Source organism: Synechococcus sp. CCY9202 (genome assembly GCF_034931685.1).
Classification (GTDB): Bacteria; Cyanobacteriota; Cyanobacteriia; order PCC-6307; family Cyanobiaceae; genus CBW1002.
Window position 1 is genome coordinate 14,062 of the sequence record NZ_JAYGID010000024.1, and the last position, 16,170, is coordinate 30,231.

18 protein-coding genes are annotated in these 16,170 nt (G+C 63.9%); 10 read left to right on the forward strand and 8 right to left on the reverse strand.

Annotated features, from left to right (window positions below):
* Nucleotide 1 precedes the first annotated feature (1 nt).
* Genes VB777_RS02685 through VB777_RS02700 form a run of 4 tightly spaced genes read left to right on the forward strand, consistent with a single transcriptional unit; the run spans nucleotide 2 to nucleotide 4,318 of the window.
* The gene (locus VB777_RS02685) at nucleotides 2-406 is read left to right on the forward strand and encodes a hypothetical protein (RefSeq protein WP_323246938.1); all 405 of its coding nucleotides are present in this window, start codon (nucleotides 2-4) and stop codon (nucleotides 404-406) included.
* Nucleotides 403-936, forward strand: a complete 534-nt coding sequence (locus VB777_RS02690; protein WP_323246940.1) for a hypothetical protein — start codon at nucleotides 403-405, stop codon at nucleotides 934-936. The genes VB777_RS02685 and VB777_RS02690 overlap by 4 nt, the downstream gene beginning before the upstream one ends.
* Entirely contained in the window at nucleotides 933-3,620 is a 2,688-nt protein-coding gene (locus VB777_RS02695) for an LAGLIDADG family homing endonuclease (protein ID WP_323246942.1), read from the forward strand. Before VB777_RS02690 ends, VB777_RS02695 begins: the two co-directional genes overlap by 4 nt.
* 8 nt (nucleotides 3,621-3,628) lie before the next feature.
* Nucleotides 3,629-4,318 carry a sigma-70 family RNA polymerase sigma factor gene (locus VB777_RS02700; protein ID WP_323246944.1) on the forward strand — a complete coding sequence of 230 codons (690 nt, stop codon included), beginning with the start codon at nucleotides 3,629-3,631 and terminating at the stop codon, nucleotides 4,316-4,318.
* A 49-nt stretch (nucleotides 4,319-4,367) separates the two neighbouring features.
* On the opposite strand, the gene VB777_RS02705 is transcribed toward VB777_RS02700, so the two are convergent.
* The 3 genes from VB777_RS02705 to VB777_RS02715 all read right to left on the reverse strand — a co-directional run bounded on the left by VB777_RS02705 (nucleotide 4,368) and on the right by VB777_RS02715 (nucleotide 5,832).
* Entirely contained in the window at nucleotides 4,368-4,709 is a 342-nt protein-coding gene (locus VB777_RS02705) for an NIPSNAP family protein (RefSeq protein WP_322757562.1), read from the reverse strand.
* A gap of 62 nt (nucleotides 4,710-4,771) precedes the next feature.
* Complete coding sequence (locus tag VB777_RS02710) at nucleotides 4,772-5,245, reverse strand: GNAT family N-acetyltransferase (protein WP_323246946.1); 474 nt, start codon at nucleotides 5,243-5,245, stop codon at nucleotides 4,772-4,774.
* A gap of 62 nt (nucleotides 5,246-5,307) precedes the next feature.
* The gene (locus VB777_RS02715) at nucleotides 5,308-5,832 is read right to left on the reverse strand and encodes a GNAT family N-acetyltransferase (protein WP_322757564.1); all 525 of its coding nucleotides are present in this window, start codon (nucleotides 5,830-5,832) and stop codon (nucleotides 5,308-5,310) included.
* A 445-nt stretch (nucleotides 5,833-6,277) separates the two neighbouring features.
* On the opposite strand from VB777_RS02715, the gene VB777_RS02720 reads away from it, so the two are divergent.
* The 6 genes from VB777_RS02720 to VB777_RS02745 all read left to right on the forward strand — a co-directional run bounded on the left by VB777_RS02720 (nucleotide 6,278) and on the right by VB777_RS02745 (nucleotide 12,530).
* The gene (locus tag VB777_RS02720; protein ID WP_322757565.1) at nucleotides 6,278-7,603 is read left to right on the forward strand and encodes a dGTP triphosphohydrolase; all 1,326 of its coding nucleotides are present in this window, start codon (nucleotides 6,278-6,280) and stop codon (nucleotides 7,601-7,603) included.
* Nucleotides 7,604-8,046: 443 nt separating this feature from the next.
* Entirely contained in the window at nucleotides 8,047-9,501 is a 1,455-nt protein-coding gene (locus VB777_RS02725) for a DUF4055 domain-containing protein (RefSeq protein WP_323246948.1), read from the forward strand.
* A gap of 20 nt (nucleotides 9,502-9,521) precedes the next feature.
* Complete coding sequence (locus tag VB777_RS02730) at nucleotides 9,522-10,019, forward strand: hypothetical protein (RefSeq protein ID WP_322757567.1); 498 nt, start codon at nucleotides 9,522-9,524, stop codon at nucleotides 10,017-10,019.
* A gap of 3 nt (nucleotides 10,020-10,022) precedes the next feature.
* Nucleotides 10,023-11,192, forward strand: a complete 1,170-nt coding sequence (locus VB777_RS02735; RefSeq protein WP_322757568.1) for a LysM peptidoglycan-binding domain-containing protein — start codon at nucleotides 10,023-10,025, stop codon at nucleotides 11,190-11,192.
* Nucleotides 11,193-11,261: 69 nt separating this feature from the next.
* Nucleotides 11,262-12,209, forward strand: a complete 948-nt coding sequence (locus tag VB777_RS02740) for a hypothetical protein (RefSeq protein ID WP_323246951.1) — start codon at nucleotides 11,262-11,264, stop codon at nucleotides 12,207-12,209.
* Nucleotides 12,210-12,230: 21 nt separating this feature from the next.
* Nucleotides 12,231-12,530 carry a hypothetical protein gene (locus VB777_RS02745; protein ID WP_323246953.1) on the forward strand — a complete coding sequence of 100 codons (300 nt, stop codon included), beginning with the start codon at nucleotides 12,231-12,233 and terminating at the stop codon, nucleotides 12,528-12,530.
* 179 nt (nucleotides 12,531-12,709) lie between these two features.
* On the opposite strand, the gene VB777_RS02750 is transcribed toward VB777_RS02745, so the two are convergent.
* The 5 genes from VB777_RS02750 to VB777_RS02770 all read right to left on the reverse strand — a co-directional run bounded on the left by VB777_RS02750 (nucleotide 12,710) and on the right by VB777_RS02770 (nucleotide 16,073).
* Complete coding sequence (locus VB777_RS02750) at nucleotides 12,710-13,810, reverse strand: hypothetical protein (RefSeq protein WP_323246955.1); 1,101 nt, start codon at nucleotides 13,808-13,810, stop codon at nucleotides 12,710-12,712.
* A gap of 309 nt (nucleotides 13,811-14,119) precedes the next feature.
* Complete coding sequence (locus VB777_RS02755; protein WP_323246957.1) at nucleotides 14,120-14,338, reverse strand: hypothetical protein; 219 nt, start codon at nucleotides 14,336-14,338, stop codon at nucleotides 14,120-14,122.
* A 274-nt stretch (nucleotides 14,339-14,612) separates the two neighbouring features.
* Entirely contained in the window at nucleotides 14,613-14,948 is a 336-nt protein-coding gene (locus VB777_RS02760) for a hypothetical protein (RefSeq protein WP_323246959.1), read from the reverse strand.
* Between the two features lie 115 nt (nucleotides 14,949-15,063).
* Nucleotides 15,064-15,345 (reverse strand): hypothetical protein, encoded by a 282-nt coding sequence (locus VB777_RS02765; RefSeq protein ID WP_323246961.1) that lies wholly within the window; start codon nucleotides 15,343-15,345, stop codon nucleotides 15,064-15,066.
* Nucleotides 15,342-16,073, reverse strand: coding sequence for a L,D-transpeptidase (locus VB777_RS02770; RefSeq protein WP_323246963.1), 732 nt, complete (start codon nucleotides 16,071-16,073; stop codon nucleotides 15,342-15,344). Before VB777_RS02770 ends, VB777_RS02765 begins: the two co-directional genes overlap by 4 nt.
* Nucleotides 16,074-16,170: the final 97 nt, after the last annotated feature.

The following is a 16,170-nucleotide window of genomic DNA, read 5'->3' on the forward strand; positions in this document are numbered from 1 at the left end:
GATGGCCAATCCCCAGAAGCGCAAGGGGGATGCGGCGGAGCGGGAGGCGGCGCTGCTTTTGAGCGAGCTGCTGGGGATGACGGTGCGCCGCCGGCTGGGGGCAGGGCGGACCACCAGCGCTGGCGGTGACACCGGTGATCTCGATGGCGTGCCCGGCCATGTGATCCAGGTGGCCAGCTGGGCCAACACCGCCGCCGCGGCCCGCACCAAGCCCGAGGAAGCCGCGCTGCAGTCCATCCATGCCAGTGCGCCGTTCGCAGCGACGTTGGTGCGCTTCCGAGGCGGCACCTGGCGGGTTGTGCTCACCCCCGAGCAATGGGCTGCCTACGTGAGCTGGATCCTGCGGCAGTCGCCCCAGGGGACGGCGCTCCCTGATCTGCCGCCAAGTAGTGGAGGTGGAGCATGAGCCCAGAGCAGCCACCGACAACGGGCGCTTGCTCAGACGCGGGCGCTGAGTCGCTGGAGGAGCTGCGTGCTGCCCCGCCCCAGCAGGACGACGACGGCAACCCGATCTGGCCGGCCGCCGACCCCAGCAGGCCGGTGGGCAAGGGCAACCCACCGCGGGGCCGCCGCAGCAAAACCCACAAGCCCCGCGCCACCCACATGGAGGTGGAGACCCGCATCGCTGAGGCGCAGCTGTGGATCGCCCAGCGGCTGCCGCTGGCCGTAATCAGGGAAAAAGCAGCCCAGAACTGGGGAATCACCAACATCAAAACGGTGAGCCGCTACCTCGCCCAGGCGCGGCAGCGGATGGTGGAGGAGCTGATCTCAGACCGCCGCCGCCACCAGGCCGAGCAGATCTTTGCCCTGAACGATTGCGCCCGCCGGGCGATGGACGCCGAGCAGTTCAACGCTGCCGTGGGCGCCTTCCGGGTGATTGCCGAGATCGGCGGCCTGCTGCGGGCACCGATCAAGCCGCCGGAGCCACGGGCATGACGGAGAGCACCACCGCCACCGCGATGCCACCACCGGTGCTTACGTCACCGGCCGCTGCAGAAGGCGGCCTGCTGTTGCCTGAGCTCGACCCCTGGGGTGACGCCGGCCTGCTGCACCTACCAGCCAGCAGCACCCCGATTCAGGCAGAACCTCAGACCCTGCGCAGCTTCATCGCCGAGGCCTACCCCCGCTACGGCTTCCACCGCTGGGCCGACGTCCTGATCGAGCTGCTCCAGCAGGTGGCCGATGGCCAGCTGAGCCGGCTGATCGTCACCTGCCCGCCGCGGCTGGGGAAGCTGTGCGCCCACGACACGCCCGTACCGACGCCCGATGGCTGGCGGCGACATGGCGACCTACAGCCTGGTGATCTGGTCTTCGGGCCGGATGGGCAGCCGACGCCCGTGCTGGCCGTGTCGGAGGAGCAGCGGGCCACGATGAAGGTCACCACCACCCGTGGTGAGCAGATCTGGTGCCACCCCGGCCATCAGTGGCAGGTGCGGAACCGCCGCAGCCGCCGCTGGGAGACCCTCGAGACCCGGGAGCTCGCGGCACAGCCACTGCACAGCGGGCAGCTCGGCCGCCGCGGCTCCCGCTTTCTCTTCCAGCTGCCCCTGGTGCTGCCGCTGCAGTACCCCCGGCAGTCGCTGCCGATGGATCCCTATTCCCTCGGCTACTGGCTGGGCAATGGCACCGCCGGCAAGCCACTCGTCACCCATGACCGCAGTGACCTGGCACCGGTTGCCGCAATGGTCCAAGCCGGCTACGCGGTCTCGGCGGTGCATCACCACCGCGGCCCCGGCTACGAGCGGGTGCAGGCCACCTCCCTGGCGGGGTTGTTCACCAGGAAGGGGCATCCCAGCCCCCTCCGCTCTCACCTGCTGGCAGCCGGGGTGCTGCACCACAAACACATCCCCGAGGTGTTCTTGCGCTCAGCGCTGGAGCAGCGGCTGGCACTGCTGGCTGGCCTGATCGACAGCGATGGCACCGTTGATGCCAAGGGCCGGGTGTGCTTTTGCACCACAAGCCCCGAACTGGCCGAAGGGGTGCTCGATCTGGCGGAGGGTCTGGGCTTCCGGCCGTACCGAACGGAGATGCCGCCGTGCACCAGCAGCAGCGGTGTGGTGGGCCGCAAGGCGGTGATCACGGTGGGCTTCCAGCCGACCCTGCCGATCCCCACCCGGCTTGCTCGCAAGGCCATCTCTCGGCTGGCGCCGCAACGGCGTGCCGCTATTGCTCGCATCGATCACGATCCCGCCTCACCCCGCTGGGGACGCTGCATCCAGGTGGCCCGCGCCGATGGGCTCTACGTGGTGGGCCGTCAGCTGACGGTGACCCACAACAGCCTCCTGGTCTCCAAGCTGTTCCCGGCCTACTTCCTGCAGCGCTACCCGCAACTCTTCGCGGCGATTGCATCATACTCGGCGGAGCTGGCCTATGCCCACTCCCGAGAAGCCCGCCACTTCTACCGGGTGACCGGGCACCTGCTGGCCCGCGATTCTGCGGCGGTGGGCAACTGGCTCACCCGCCAGCGGGGCGGCTGCATCGCTGCGGGTGTGGATGGGCCGTTCACCGGCAAGGGCTACAGCCTGGGGATCATCGACGACCCCTACAAGGGCCCCGGCGATGCCGCCTCCCCGGCGCTCCAGCAAAAGCTGATCGACTGGCTGCGCTCGGTGTGGCTCACCCGCGCTGAGCCCTCCTCGGTGCTGGGCCCAGACGGCAGGGAGCAGCCCAACCTCTCGGCCCAGGTGGTGGTGCTCACCCGCTGGGACCACCAGGACGTGATCGGCTGGCTGTACGAGCAGGAGCTGGGGGAAGCGCCGCAGCAGTGGAACGTGCTCGATCTGCCGGCCATCGCCGAAGACCCGGCAGAACGGCCCAAGCTGCCGCCCACCTGCACGTTGATTCCCGACTGGCGGCAGGCGGGAGAAGCTCTGTGTCCGGAGCGGTTCCCCCTGCCGGAACTGCTCAAGATCAGGGCCCGCCTCGGCGCCTACTGGTGGGCGGCGCTCTATCAGCAGCGGCCAAGCCCGGCGTCTGGGTCCATCTTCCTGAGGCAGTGGATCCGGCCGCCCTTCCCCCGAGAAGGCGGCAGCCAGCGCCACTACGCCCTGCTGGCGCTTTCGTGTGACCTGAGCTTCAAGGGGGAGGCGGAGAGCGACTACTGCGGCTTCTGCCTGGCCGGACTGCTGGCACCACCGGCCCGACCTGCCATCCCCCGATCGGGTGAATCTCAGGGCCCGCAGGGGCCAAAGGAACTGGAGATCGAGGTGCTCTGGGCAGCCCGGCACCGCTTTGGCCTGCCGGAGGTGATCCGCTTCCTGCTCGGCTGCCTGGAGGCGCTGGAGCAGCAGGGCCTCAGGCCCAATGCAGTCCTGATTGAGGACGCCGCCAATGGCCCGGCAGTCCTGCAGACGCTCAGGCGCCGCGTGCCGGGGATGCTGCCGATCACCGCCCGGGGCAGCAAGGAAACCCGCGCCCATGCCGTTGCCCCCCTGGTGGAAGCAGGGCAGATCCGTTTCCACCACCGTGCCCAGCCGCTGGTGGAGGAAGCGATCCGCTTCCCCAAGGGCAGCAAGGACCTGGTGGATGCCTTCTGCCACGGCGCCTTGTGGCTGGAGGGCCGCTACTGGAAGGCCCAGGGCATCCAGCCGCTGGTGACGCCGTTGCTGGTGAGCCGGTGAGCGAGCCGATGGTGTCCGCGGTGCGGGAACATCCAGTGCCATCCCCCCTGAAGAGCCCACAGGCAGTAGGGCCGACGCCGATTGTTGTGCAGCTCAGCCTGCCGATCACCGTGGTGCTGGTGGGCGATGCCGCTGGTGCTGCCAGGATGCTGCGGCAACGGCGCTACCACCGGCCGGCGTGCCATGCGCGGGCGGAGCAGCTGGAGATCAGTCTCCACGCCTCAGTACGGCACCACCCCAGAGTCCAGGGTCAGCGGCCTCCGCGGTGCAGGCCCCGGCGAGAACGGCCGGTGCGGCCCCATGCCGCTGCCGATGCCCTGGCGCTGGAGCACAGGGACCTGGCGGAGAAGATCGCCGGCAACTTCGCTCGCCGCACCGTTCATCCCAAGGAGGACCTGCTGCAGCTGGCAATGATCGGCCTGATCAAAGCAGCGCGGCGCTACGACCCCTCAAGGGGCCCATTCCGGCCTTACGGGCGCACTTATGCGAACGGGGAGATCACACACTTTCTGCGGGACAACGGCTTCCTACTGAAGGTGCCGCCGACGTGGCGGGAGATCCATACGCGGGGGCAGCGGTTGCTTACCTCAGGGGTTGACGTGGGTGAGATGCTGAGGCGAATAGGAGTCAGCCGTGAGCAGTGGATTCAGATTGTCGATGCATGCTCAGTACGGGTGGTTGCTTTCCCTGTTGAGTGAACGCCTGAATTAAGCCGCGCCGCGAAGCGGCGTCGGCTTGAATGAACTGCTAGCCCTCAAAGACTGGGCGGAAGAAGCTGCGCTCATAGCTAATAATGCAGCGCGTTTCCTCAGCATACTTGAAGGCAGCTAGACACTCAGGGTCTTGGAGCGACTTGATGCGGTACTCCTCATAGAGCGCCATGCTGGGAAACGTGAACATTGCCAACGCGACATTGTTTGCGCCCTCGGAGGGCAAGAAGTATCCGTGATGCTTGCCGCCAAATTTTTCGACGAGTGGAATCCAGACCTTGCCGTAATGCTCAAATTCTTTGAGCTTGAACGGGTCGATGATGTATCGAAGATAACAGGTAATCATGATCTCTTTCTTGAGGACTAACGCCCTGCTCACCTGCCGCAGAGATCTTAAAAGACTAGCGGGCCTTCGTGGAGGCGGACAAGTCTAGCGGGATGTTATGCCGATATCTTCAGGCTATAAACATAGAAGTCTTGATCGCGAATCCAACCAGCCTGCTCATACAGATTTTGAGCGGCCTGGTTGCTGATAGCAGTTGAAAGCGTGAGTCTTATGGCTCCGAGCTCCTTTGCAAGCTCAGCCGCGGCCTTGAGGAGCATAGTTGCAATGCCTTGCTTGCGAGAACTCTCCACTACATACAAGTCATTGAGGATAAGGGTTCGTGCCAATGAAACAGAGGAAAAGCTCGGATAGAGTTGACAAAAACCCACAGCAGTCTCCTCGATCGTCGCAATGAAGAGGACTGATTCTCCATGTTTGAAACGCTCCAGCAGGAATCGCCTAGCTGCCTCAACATCACTATCGCTTCCATAAAAGACACGATAGGCATCCAGCAGCGGCGCGAGAAGCTGCAGATCCGAGAGGACGGCTTGTCTAGCTTGAACTTGCTTCATGACCTCAGTATGCAGCATAACGCTTGGCGGATGAACTGTACGCGTCTCAGCCGCGTACAGTTAGATCTGCATGCTGGGCATCACCGTTCGGTGTCATGAGTATCCAGGTCCTTCATGAAGATCACGCGGTCTTCACCCTCCCCGTCATAGCCCAAAGCGACGGGCACGCCGTCGACCTTGTAGTCGAATTCAAGGAGAGAGAGGCCAATGCGACGATGAAAGGCAATCGAGTTGCGATTGACCGGAGCTGTCACGCATAGAGCAGTGCGACAGCCAAGCGAGGCGGCCGTGGCAAAGAAATGCTCATAGAGGAGGCGCCCCAAACCCTCTCCACGACGTGCGGGATGCACGCCGAGGAATTGGATGTAGGCCTGGTCGGGAAAGGTCTGCGAAACGAACCCGATGAGGAACCCAACGATCTGACCTTCATCTACGGCGGTGAAGCTGGTGAAGCTGAAGTGGACGAAGAAGAGTTTGGGGAGCATTGCGGCCATATGCCGACCACCCCACCATTCATCAACTACCGAGATGATCGGTTGATAGTCGCCCTGCTTCACATGTCTGATGAAGACCTCGGTCATAGCCTCCTCCTCAGCAGACAGCATGTCCAACGTTTTAAATCAGCGGCGGGCTGAATTCTCCAATGTTGACAACCATCTGTGGTCCCGTCCGCTGCATTTGAATGTTCGGCGGCAAGTGTCTATAAAACCGCCTCGCATCCTTCCAGTCAATACGACATAACAATTGCCATCAGCATTGACAAAGACCACCAGCCAACCTAACCTAAGACAAGTCAAAGGTACCGCTTAAACCATGGCAACGCTTGAGCGTCCCGCGAAAGCCCAGCTTGACGAGGAGATCATGACTTCGCTTGGTAGCGAAAGTTCTCCCATTACTCTTGAGCAGATTCTTGCAAAGCTCAGAAGTACAAGCAGCAGCTCAAGATCTGTCTACATGCATGAGCTCGCCAGATCAATATGGCGATTAGCCGACGAAGGCAAAGTCATTGTCGAATCTGGACTAATCCGCAAACGTCATTAGCCTCCCTGCATGACTGCCCCTTCTCGGCACGATCGGCAGCACCCAATCTCAGAAAGAATAGATCAGCGCAATGAATTTCAGCGCGACAGAGATCGCATTCTTTATTCTGAGGCTTTCCGTAGGCTGCAGGGTGTAACTCAGGTTGTTTCTGCGGACGAAGGTTGGGTAGTCCATAATCGACTAACGCATTCGCTTAAAGTCGCACAGGTAGCAAGGAGGATTGCTGAACGGATTTTGGATGAAAATCCAGATCCTACTCTCCTAGAAAATCTAGGCGGACTGGATCCTGAGGTATGCGAAGCTGCTGGACTTGCTCATGATCTTGGACATCCGCCATTTGGCCATGTGGCTGAGGAAGCTCTTCAGCTTCTTACTGAAGATTCAGGCCACTTTGAAGGCAATGCTCAGACTTTTCGCATTCTTACAAAAATTGAACCGCACAGCAGTTCCTATCGCGGGCTTAACTTAACTCGAGCCACGTTGGCTGCCGTGACTAAGTACCCAATGGCAAGGACGCGGAGTGGTGGACCTCCTAATTCAAAGTACGGATATTATTCTCAATCCGAAGCTGATGAGTTTACCTTTGCCCATGCGCTGTTTGAGCCAGGAGACAGATTCAAATCTTTGGAGGCCGAGATTATGGACTTCGCAGATGATATTACATTCGCTATTCATGACACCGAGGATTTCTATCGTGCTGGCTTAATTCCATTGAATGAGCTGGGGTCTGACCTCGCTAGCGTTTTAACTCCTGAGGCTCTGCGATTAAAGGAAGATATTGATCGTCGCTGGAGAAAGCGTCCTTCCCCAGCTGTTTTCGAGGACAAGCATCTTGATGCCTTGAAAATGGTACTTGATCCCCTGCGCATGAGTTCTTCCTACTCCGGGCTTCAGGAAGAACGGATTGATATTAAGAAAGCGGCTTCACATTTGATATCTGACTGGATTCGACGAGGAATCAACTTAAATCCGGATTACACCAAAGGCCAGAGAAGAGTGGTATTTGACAGTAGAATACCTCTTCAAATCAAAATGCTCAAAGAACTTGTATGGACATACGTAATTGACAGGCCAAGCTTGGCCCTTCAGCAGGCTGGTTACAGGAGAATTATTAAAGTACTATTTTACTTCTTTTTGAAGAATCTAAAAAGGGGAGAGCTGCGAGCCATTCCGTTACAGTTTCATGGCTTGATAGCTGATCGAGATATGGGGAAGGAGTCTAACCATAGGATTGCCGCAGATATAATCTGTTCATTGACTGATAATCAGGCGCTCATTCTATATCGAAGAATTACTGGTAGCGATCCTGGAGGTATTCTCCGTGGTGCCATCTAGGCAACATGCTGGCTGCCGAACGCTATATGGGCGGACCCTCGCTAAGAGATGCTCCGGCCCTTCGTGGTACGCATAAGATCCCGAAATCATTACCAGTTGACCCCTAATCCCACTGCGTGCCAGCCACTTTCAGGCAGATCGCTCATCCAGCCTGGTTCTTATACGGGTCCGCATATGAACCCATGCCCCACGGTCTGTCCGACATTCTTGCGCCTGCCCGGATGATCTGACTGGAACCATGCAGATCCTGCATGGACCGTCCCGCCGCTCATTGCTCCCTCTGGCAATGGCTCTGATCTCACCAGTAGCCAGTGCCCAGTACCCGCCGCAGGTCAGTCACCTCAAGCAGCCCCACCTCCCCAACCACACCGCAGGCTCAACCCCCAGCTCAGCCCCCCTGGCTGGAACACCCAACCCTCAGCGGCCTACGTGACCGACTCCAGTTGGTCTACGACTGCTGGACCCTGCTGGAGCTCCCCGACGGCACCAGCCGCCGGCCGGTCTACCTGCCCCGCGGCATCGAGGAGCCCGAGACCTGCTACTTCAAGCGCCTGGAGGCGGCCCGTCCCACCGGCTTCTTCCGTGATGCCCTGCGCACCTACGCGGGGATGCTGTCGCGGCTGGCCTGGCAGGAGCTGCCTGATTCCCTGATCCGGGTGGCCACCGATGTGGATGGCCAGGGCACGGACCTGGGGGTGTTCCTGTTCTTGGCCGACCTGCTCACCCTGCGGGATGGCGGCTGCCTGATCCTGCAGCTGCCGCCCCAGCACCGCTGGCCCTCAGAAGGCGACCGGCTTGAGGCCATCGCCAAGGGAGACAGGCTCTCCCTACCCCGCCTGCAGCTGGTGCCCCGTGGCGACCTACTCAACTGGCGCCTGCCCACCGATACCGCCAGTGCGGCTCCGGCGTCGGGCCCGGTGGAGATCGTCTGGCGCGAACCGCGCCGTCAGGCCCTGCCGCCCCGTTTTGCCAGTGGCAATGCCGCAGTGCCCACGGTGGTGATCGACGCCCACGGCGGACTGGTGCCAGACCCGCAGGCCTGGCTCTACCGCAGCCTGTCGGTGACGGATGACGGCCTGGTGCTGCGCAGCTGGCAGGCCAACCCCAATCCCGGTGCTGCCGCTGGCTACGACGTGGTGCCAGCAGGGGAGCCGGAGCGGATGCCGCAGCGTTTTGATCTGCCGGCCCTCTGGTACTCGGTGGATGGCACCGCCTTTGGAGAAGGCGATCTGCCCCACTTGGGCCTGGCCCACCAGTACCTCAACCACTACCGCTGCCGCAGCGAATACGAGGATCTCCTCTCCCGCACCGCCCTGCCGGTGGGTGTGCGCACGGGGCTGGTCGATGCCTACGGCTTCCGGCGCAGTGATGGCGCTCTGGGCTCGGGTTCGGCTACTGGCGGCGCAGAAGGCCAGCGCCCCCAGCGCCTGGTGCTCTCCACCTCCTCCTTCATGGACCTGCCGGAAGGCGCCAAGTTCCAGTGGGTCGAGATTGAAGCCCGCTCGCTGGCTGAGCACCGGGCCTACCTGCAGCAGCTGGAGGAGGCCATGCGTCGTGACGCCCTGATCCCCGCCGGCGGCCACGGTCCAGCCCGGACCGAGCTGGAGGTCTCGCTCACCGCCGGCCAGAGCTTTGCGGTGCTGCAATCGCTGGCAGGCCAGAAGGCCTCGATGCTCAGCACCCTGCTGCGCCAGTGGACCAGCCTCACCGGCGAGAAGCTGACGGATTCGCCGGCTTGCAGCGTGGAGATCAGCCCGCTGGTGCCGCCCCAGCCCCCGCGCCAACCCCAGCCATCGGTGCAGGAGTGGCTGGTGCTGCATGAGCGGGGAGTGATTGACGGCGTGGAGCTGCGCCAGCAGCTGGGGCTGGGCGAGATCAATGGGGGCAGCGGCAGCTGAGCTGGCTGGCAACGGAGGGCATGACCCAGACCTCCCCGCCCACCTGCACCTGGCTCCCCGGTGATGCTGAGGCTCTACGCGTCGCCCTCTCCATCCCCGTCACCAGTGCTGCCCTTGCGGCCCTGAACCGGGAGATGGCCCTGCTGCAGGCCCATTACCCCACGGGGGTTTGCACGGCTCAGGGCCACCTCGATGCCATCGCCCTCCTGGATCAGCAGCTGGCGGCGCTGACCCCGGCACAGGTGAACAGACCGGTGCGCACCAAGCGCAAGGGTGTTGCCGGTGGCGTTGTGCCCAACCCCCTGCCGCTGAGCAAGTTGGCAGTGGTCGAGTACGCCACCGAGCTACTGCTGGAGGAAACCGAGAGTGAGTGGAACCCTGCGGGGCCGTCCCCGGCGATGGTGCTGAACCGGCAGCGCAGCCAGCACATCGGCCAGCTGGCGCTGCTGCTGCCGCGGCTGCAGAACTGGCGCCTGTGCAACCCAGATCCCTTCCGGGGATCCCTGGTGCGGGGCTGAGCGATGGAGCAGCCCCTCTCGCCCCTGAACCAGGGCCTCAATCCTCTGCGAGGTGCTCCGCTGTGGGGCCAGCTGGTGTCTCTGCCTGAAGCCGCCCCGGCGATCGACAGCCGGGTGGCTCAGCCTGCTGCGACTCCCCTGTGGCTGGCGCTGCAGCCCTACGCCAATGCCCGCCTCTGCCTGTTTGAGGTGGACCGGCCCGAGAGCCGCAATCCGGTTCCCATCCGCCGACATGTGATCGACTGCTTCTTGGAGCAGAACGGCATCGTCAGCGGCTACAACGACACCGCTCTCACCGACCCAGGCGACGTGCTGCTGCGCGGCTACCTCTGCCGGGCGGCGATCCTGCCGGTGAGCACCAGCAACACCTTCGACTGGCTAGCGGCCGAGCTGAATTGGGCCACACCAGGCTTCCGCGACGAGGCGCCGCTGCCCTGGGACCCAACGCTGCTGGGCACGGTGCAGGCCCCCTGCCAGGGGGTGATGTGGCTCGGGGACCTGGCACTGCTGCAACCGGAGGGCGGGCTGCCCAGTGGCGGGCGGGCCCAGTTCGCCGGCTGCCAGGTGATGCACTTCGGGGCGGATTACGGCCCCGGCGGTATCGGGCTGCTGCTGCAGCCGCTGCTGGGGGAAGCGATCCAGCTGGTACTCAGGCCGCACAGCGTCTTGGTGCTCAGGGATGGCGACACCCTGAACCTGATCGCCGAGCGCTACGGCACCACCGTGGCCACGCTGCGGCGGATCAACCCCCAGCTGGAAAGCACCCAGACCATCACCTCCATTGATGGGGATTCGCTGGCCGTGCTGGCTGGCCGCCATGGCACTACCGAAACCAAGCTGCGCAGCCTCAACCCGGTGCTGCAGCAGAGCGAGACCTACATCAGCGTCGAAGGCGACACGCTCAGCAGCGTGGCGGCCGAGCAGAACCTCAGCCTCTCTCTGCTGCGCCAGTTCAACCCGGAGCTGAGCAGCTGGCCCAGCGAGGAACCGCTGCCGGCTGGCACCACCCTGCTCCTGCCCGTCTACCGCTCCACCACTTCCATCCCGGCGGGGATGCAGTTGCTGGTGCCTGGTTATCTGCCCTCCACGCCGCTACCGGCGGGGGAGTGGACCTACCTGCCGGCCCGGCGCTCTGCTCCCGTGCTGGATGAGCTGCCTGAGCAGGGCTTTTGAGGAGCTGGCAACAGGGAGAGCGAGCGCAGCCCGGACGGGGCGCCCGCAGCACCACAGCCGTGATGGGTGATGCCCTCCTCCTTCTTCTCCTCTGATTCCAGCGGCGCCAACAGTGGCGCTGCTCCAGGTCCCATGGTCCCTCCTGGCCGATGGCAGACCTACCGCCAACAGCAGCAACAACCCAACCAGGTCCCTGCTGGCTCTGCTCCACCTGCCGCTGACTCCGACCTGCTCGACAGCGACGGCGCCGTTGACGTGGCTCTGGATGCTGCCGACGGCGACGACACCCTCGACCTCTCCCTGCCACAGGACTCCAGCCCCAGCGACAACGACGAACCTCCTGCCGCTGCTCCCAGCAGTGCTGATCCCCTGCGGGCCGAACGCCGCCGCAGCAACCAGCTCGAAAAAGAACTGCGCAAGGCCCGAGCCCAGCTCTCGCGCTTCTCGGAGATCAACCCGGACGAGTACGCCCGCCTGCAGGACGCCGAGCGCAAGCGCGAGGAGTTCGAACGCCAGGTGGGCGAGCGCGAACGCCAGCTCAACGAGGCCAACCTGCGCCGCGTGCGCAGCGTCGAAAAGGAACGGGACGAGGCCCGCTCCCAGGTGCAGAACCTGCGCAAGGAGCGCTTGATGGAACGGCTGTTTTCAGAAGCGGAAGGCCGGGTGGGCGGTGATGAACGGGGGACGTTCTTTGACACCTTCGTGACGCTGTGCGGTGGCCACTTCCAGCTGGGCGAGGTGGACGGCCGCGAGCGGCTGCTGCCGGTGGATGGCAAGGGCCAGCCCCTCACAGCCGACGGTGTCGCCCTCAGCGATGGCGACTACATGGAGGAGCTGCGCCGCCACCCGGTGTACAGCTTCCTGTTCCAGCAGCGCAGCGGGCTGTACTCGGCGGCTGTGCCTGAGAGCGGTCACGAGCACGGCGGAGCCGTGAACCTGCAGACCCTGAGCACCGCCGAGCTCTACCTGGAGGCCGTCAAGGGCACCACCCCCCGGGCGGCTGCACCGCGGCGCTGATCAACCCGCCGGGAGGGAGCAATGGCCTGGTACCTGGTGTTCTGGCGCAACCGATCCACCGCCACGGTGGTGCCGGCCGCCAGTGCCAGCCAGGCCCGTTCCCGCGCCCAACGCAAACAGAAGCGGGGTTACGGGGCGATCGTGGCCGCCCGCCGCGCCAATCCAAACGACACTCGGCTGATTCGCCGGGGTGTCTGGGTACGCCGCCGCCGCGATGGCTCCAGCCCCCAGTTCGGCTCTGCTCGCTCCAAAGCCCGTGCCGGGCGGTATCGCAGCCGTTACCGGTACTGGCTGGGTGCTCACCGCCAACCCATCCCTTGAGCAGTCGGGCTAGTTGGAGTGAGTGGCGCCCAACGATCTGCAGGACGTTGGGCGGTACGCCGATCGGTCATAGCCGTGCAACGGAGCTGGCGTCGGCAATGCGGCTCCGCTTTGCTGTGCCTCAGCGCTTTACGCAACTCGCGCAAAGGATCAGGAAATCCATCGCCTCAATTCCAGCCTCAGCAGTGCTGGCCATTGCCCGCGGCTTGTGGCAGAGGAGTGACGGGAAGAAGGATCTGCGCCTCCAAAAACTTCTCAATTTCTCGGGCGTCTTCGAGTGTTAGGACTCGCTTTCGTTCGGGGTGGCTTTGTCGTCGTGATTGAGCGGCTTGCCATGCACCAAGAAGTCGCTGCCCACGTGCCATTCCCCAGGCAGAGAAGAACTCTCGCTCAATTGTCTGCTGCGTTGTGATTGCCTCATCGCGCCCAAGTTCTATGGCCGTTAGAACCGAGCGTGCGATCGAGTGCAATCTGCGATCCAGGCTGGCCAGAATTACGATCTTGCCAGTGGTGGCGATGTTGCGACAATCTTCCATCCAGGCATAGATCAAGGCGAGATCCCATGCTTGGTTGCGAATTCCTTTAAGAGCCTTGCCTCGATCTTGGCTGCGCAGTTGCTTGAACAAGCCGCCACGGCAGGAATTGGGCGCGAGATACCGATTGGCAAGAATTAACCCTGGCAAGAGGAAGCATAGATCTTCCTCCATCCAGCGGATTAACTCCAGCATCCTGGCCTCGGCGCCCATCTCACTCAGTTCCAGGGTGGCAATCTTCAGGCAAGCCGCATAACTTGCGCTCCACCGATTTAATCTTTTGGCGTAATTGTCCTCCCTCGCGCTGTTTCCTTCCCAGTCGCCAAGTCGCTCTGCTTTGAAGCGATCAGCTCGACCCGTTGCCAGGTCGGCCCAGTGCTGCGGATGCGTATGGTCGATGCGACGAAACAGAGCTAACTGCTCCTCAGCATCTGCATGCGAGCAGCCAGATCCCAACTCATAGAGCGCCGTGTTTGGCTCCACCACGGCCTCCGTGATCTGCGCCAGCACCTGGATGCCGCAGGCCACCCGATGCTCTTCGCTCAACGGCTTACCTTGAACCACCTCCACTAGGCGGCTCAGCACATTGCGGTCGTAGCGGAAGCCGAAGCTCGTCTCCTCCAGCAACTGGTCATGCAGATAGGTCGCCGGGTCATATGCGTCCACTCCTACGCGCTCATACCCAGTAGTGAACACATCCCGCTGCCTCAGCTGCGCCTGGATAACATCCAGGGTGGGGTTGTCCACCGGGAGCCAGACCAACGCTTGCATCAGGGGTTGGCTGGCTCAGGGGGTGAGGTAATTCTGGCGGGGGCGGTCGTCTGACGTCAGTGGGCGCTTGGCCCCGCTTCCCTGGGGCGTAAGGAGTTGTGGCAGACGGTTGCATAGGCATGCAGCAGGGTCTCGGCCTGCTTCTCGATGCCGTCTGCTCGCTGTGCCTTCCCCAACTCTCGCGACTGATGGTTTGCTTGCCACTGATGTCCATGTTGGCCGGCTCAGCCTGTGAAGACCGGAAAGCCCGGCCACCAACCGGCAGCCGGGCCTGCGCCCCCAGGCTCAGCAGACCGAGACGGTGCAGCCTGGGGTGCCCTGCAGCTTGCGGGCAAAGGCGAACGCCTTCTCGGCAGGGATCAGCCGCCTCTTCTTGACGGGCTTGCCGCGGCGGCCCAGGAACTCGACCTCACAGGGGGTGGTGCCGAGCTTCTGGACTCCTGGCTGATAGCGGTGAACCACAAGCAGGCGGACTTCGCAGACGGGGCCTTGGGGAGTGGCCATGGCTGGGGTGGAGCGGAGAACACCGACCAGACGCCCCGCAGGCGCAGTGCTGGCCAGGGGCGAGCAGCGCGAGCCTCGCGTCAGCCCTGGCCAGCGCAAGCCGCAGGGGCAGGCTGCGGAGGGGTTTCGCTCCGCCCGGCCAGCCACGCCCCACTGGCCCTCATGCGGATTCGTGCTGAGCACCCACCGCGCCCGAGGACAGGCGCTGCTCCGCCAACCCTGGGATCGAGGCACAGGCAAGGGGGCCGCAGCTGCAGCCCCCAAACCATGGCGCTCAGGCCATCTGCAGCTTCTGCACAGACAGTGGCTGGCGCTGCAGCTCGAGCTCACAGCGCTGCATCAGCTCCTGCTGGGCTAACAGCCGCTCATCCAGCGCATCGACCCGTGCCAGACACTGCTGGATCGCGGGGATCACCTCCTCCTCCAGCAGGGTGATCTCTTCTTCTCCATAGGGCTGCTCGATCCAGGTGCGGCGCAGCGGCAGCCCACGACGCCGCAGCAGGATCTCCTCCACCGCGCGCAGCGTGGATTCGAGCAGCAGGAACGGATCTTCTTCTGGCCTGCAGAACGGGGAGGTGGCAGCGGAATTGCCTGCAGTGAGCGTGGCCATGACGATCGGCGCCAGGTGTGGCGCAGCGACGGGACCGATCCCAGCGGAGGCGCGGCCGCAGGACGGGCCTCAGACTGGAGAGGCCCGGAGCAAGCCCTCCTCCCGCTCCCAGGCTTTAACGGTCCATGCGCGTCAGCGCTGCACCGCCCAGCAGCGCCAGCAGCAGCTTGAGGGTGGAATCAAAGCCGCCCTGCAGCTGCTCCAGCGTGCCGGGGCAGATCTGGCCAACAGGCCGGCCCTCCAGCGCCCGCTGACCGCAGACCCCAGCGGCGAGGGAATGGATCAGCAGCTGGGTGCCGATCACCACCGCCAGGATCTTGAAGATGAACCGCTCGCGGTCGAACGGCGGCTTGGGCGGTCTGGCCCCAGCCGGTGGCAGCACCAGCCCCGGGGTCACTGTTTTTCCTGGAACACCCCCACATAGACGGTGCCATGCCGGTAGAGGGGCAGCACCTTGTCGCGCAGATCGGCGTTGTGCAGGCGAACGCAACCGAGGGTGGGGTGCAGGGGTTGCTGCGCTGCCCAGGCGCCGGGCCAGCCGCAGGCTGATCCACCACCGTGGAGCATGATCCCGGCCCGGCCGTGGGCGGCCTCCTGGCCCTCCAGCTCCTCCATGTCGAAGGAATACCAGCCGTAGCCCATGGCGGTATCGGAGCAGGGCGGGTTGGGGTTCTGCTCGTAATCGGCGTAGAGCTGGCCAAGCCTGTAGAGCCCTGGCGGGGTGTCGGTGCTGTTCTGGCTCCAGTCGGTATCCGCCCCCTGGCCGCGGGCCAGGCAGGGGATCTTCCAGAGGAACTGGCCGGTGTGGTCGTAGGCCTCCATGTCCTCATCCCGGTCATTCACCAGCAGGTAGGTGTCTCCGGGCTGGACGGGGGCTGCCAGCTGCGGGCCGGCCATGCCAGCTTCCTCTGAACCGCGGGGATCGAGGCCGCCGTCGGGGACTGCTGGTGCCGGGGGCGCAGCGGGTTTCTGGCTGAAGGTGAGCGCCCAGGGGGCCTGCTCATCAAGGACGGCCTCGCTGCCGGGCAGGGCAGCGATCGCGGCATGAAGGGTCCAGACGCCGGAAACCTGCTGGGGTTCACCGCGAAAGGCTTCAAAGCGGTCCTGGAACCGCTCGGGGGTCATGGGGCTGGCCATCGGCGTGGTGCTGCTGAGCCCTGTTGCCAGTGCTGGCTTGGGGCCGCCGGCTGCGGGCAAAAAGAGAGCCCCGGCCGCAGCCGGG

Bases quoted from the DNA above. Each gene is read 5' to 3' on its own strand.
- VB777_RS02685 (WP_323246938.1), top strand. From the start codon at position 2: ATGGCCAATCCCCAGAAGCGCAAGGGGGATGCGGCGGAGCGGGAGGCG.
- VB777_RS02690 (WP_323246940.1), top strand. From the start codon at position 403: ATGAGCCCAGAGCAGCCACCGACAACGGGCGCTTGCTCAGACGCGGGC.
- VB777_RS02695 (WP_323246942.1), top strand. From the start codon at position 933: ATGACGGAGAGCACCACCGCCACCGCGATGCCACCACCGGTGCTTACG.
- VB777_RS02700 (WP_323246944.1), top strand. From the start codon at position 3,629: ATGGTGTCCGCGGTGCGGGAACATCCAGTGCCATCCCCCCTGAAGAGC.
- VB777_RS02710 (WP_323246946.1), bottom strand. From the start codon at position 5,245: ATGCTGCATACTGAGGTCATGAAGCAAGTTCAAGCTAGACAAGCCGTC.
- VB777_RS02715 (WP_322757564.1), bottom strand. From the start codon at position 5,832: ATGCTGTCTGCTGAGGAGGAGGCTATGACCGAGGTCTTCATCAGACAT.
- VB777_RS02720 (WP_322757565.1), top strand. From the start codon at position 6,278: ATGACTGCCCCTTCTCGGCACGATCGGCAGCACCCAATCTCAGAAAGA.
- VB777_RS02730 (WP_322757567.1), top strand. From the start codon at position 9,522: ATGACCCAGACCTCCCCGCCCACCTGCACCTGGCTCCCCGGTGATGCT.
- VB777_RS02735 (WP_322757568.1), top strand. From the start codon at position 10,023: ATGGAGCAGCCCCTCTCGCCCCTGAACCAGGGCCTCAATCCTCTGCGA.
- VB777_RS02740 (WP_323246951.1), top strand. From the start codon at position 11,262: ATGCCCTCCTCCTTCTTCTCCTCTGATTCCAGCGGCGCCAACAGTGGC.
- VB777_RS02745 (WP_323246953.1), top strand. From the start codon at position 12,231: ATGGCCTGGTACCTGGTGTTCTGGCGCAACCGATCCACCGCCACGGTG.
- VB777_RS02755 (WP_323246957.1), bottom strand. From the start codon at position 14,338: ATGGCCACTCCCCAAGGCCCCGTCTGCGAAGTCCGCCTGCTTGTGGTT.
- VB777_RS02760 (WP_323246959.1), bottom strand. From the start codon at position 14,948: ATGGCCACGCTCACTGCAGGCAATTCCGCTGCCACCTCCCCGTTCTGC.
- VB777_RS02770 (WP_323246963.1), bottom strand. From the start codon at position 16,073: ATGACCCCCGAGCGGTTCCAGGACCGCTTTGAAGCCTTTCGCGGTGAA.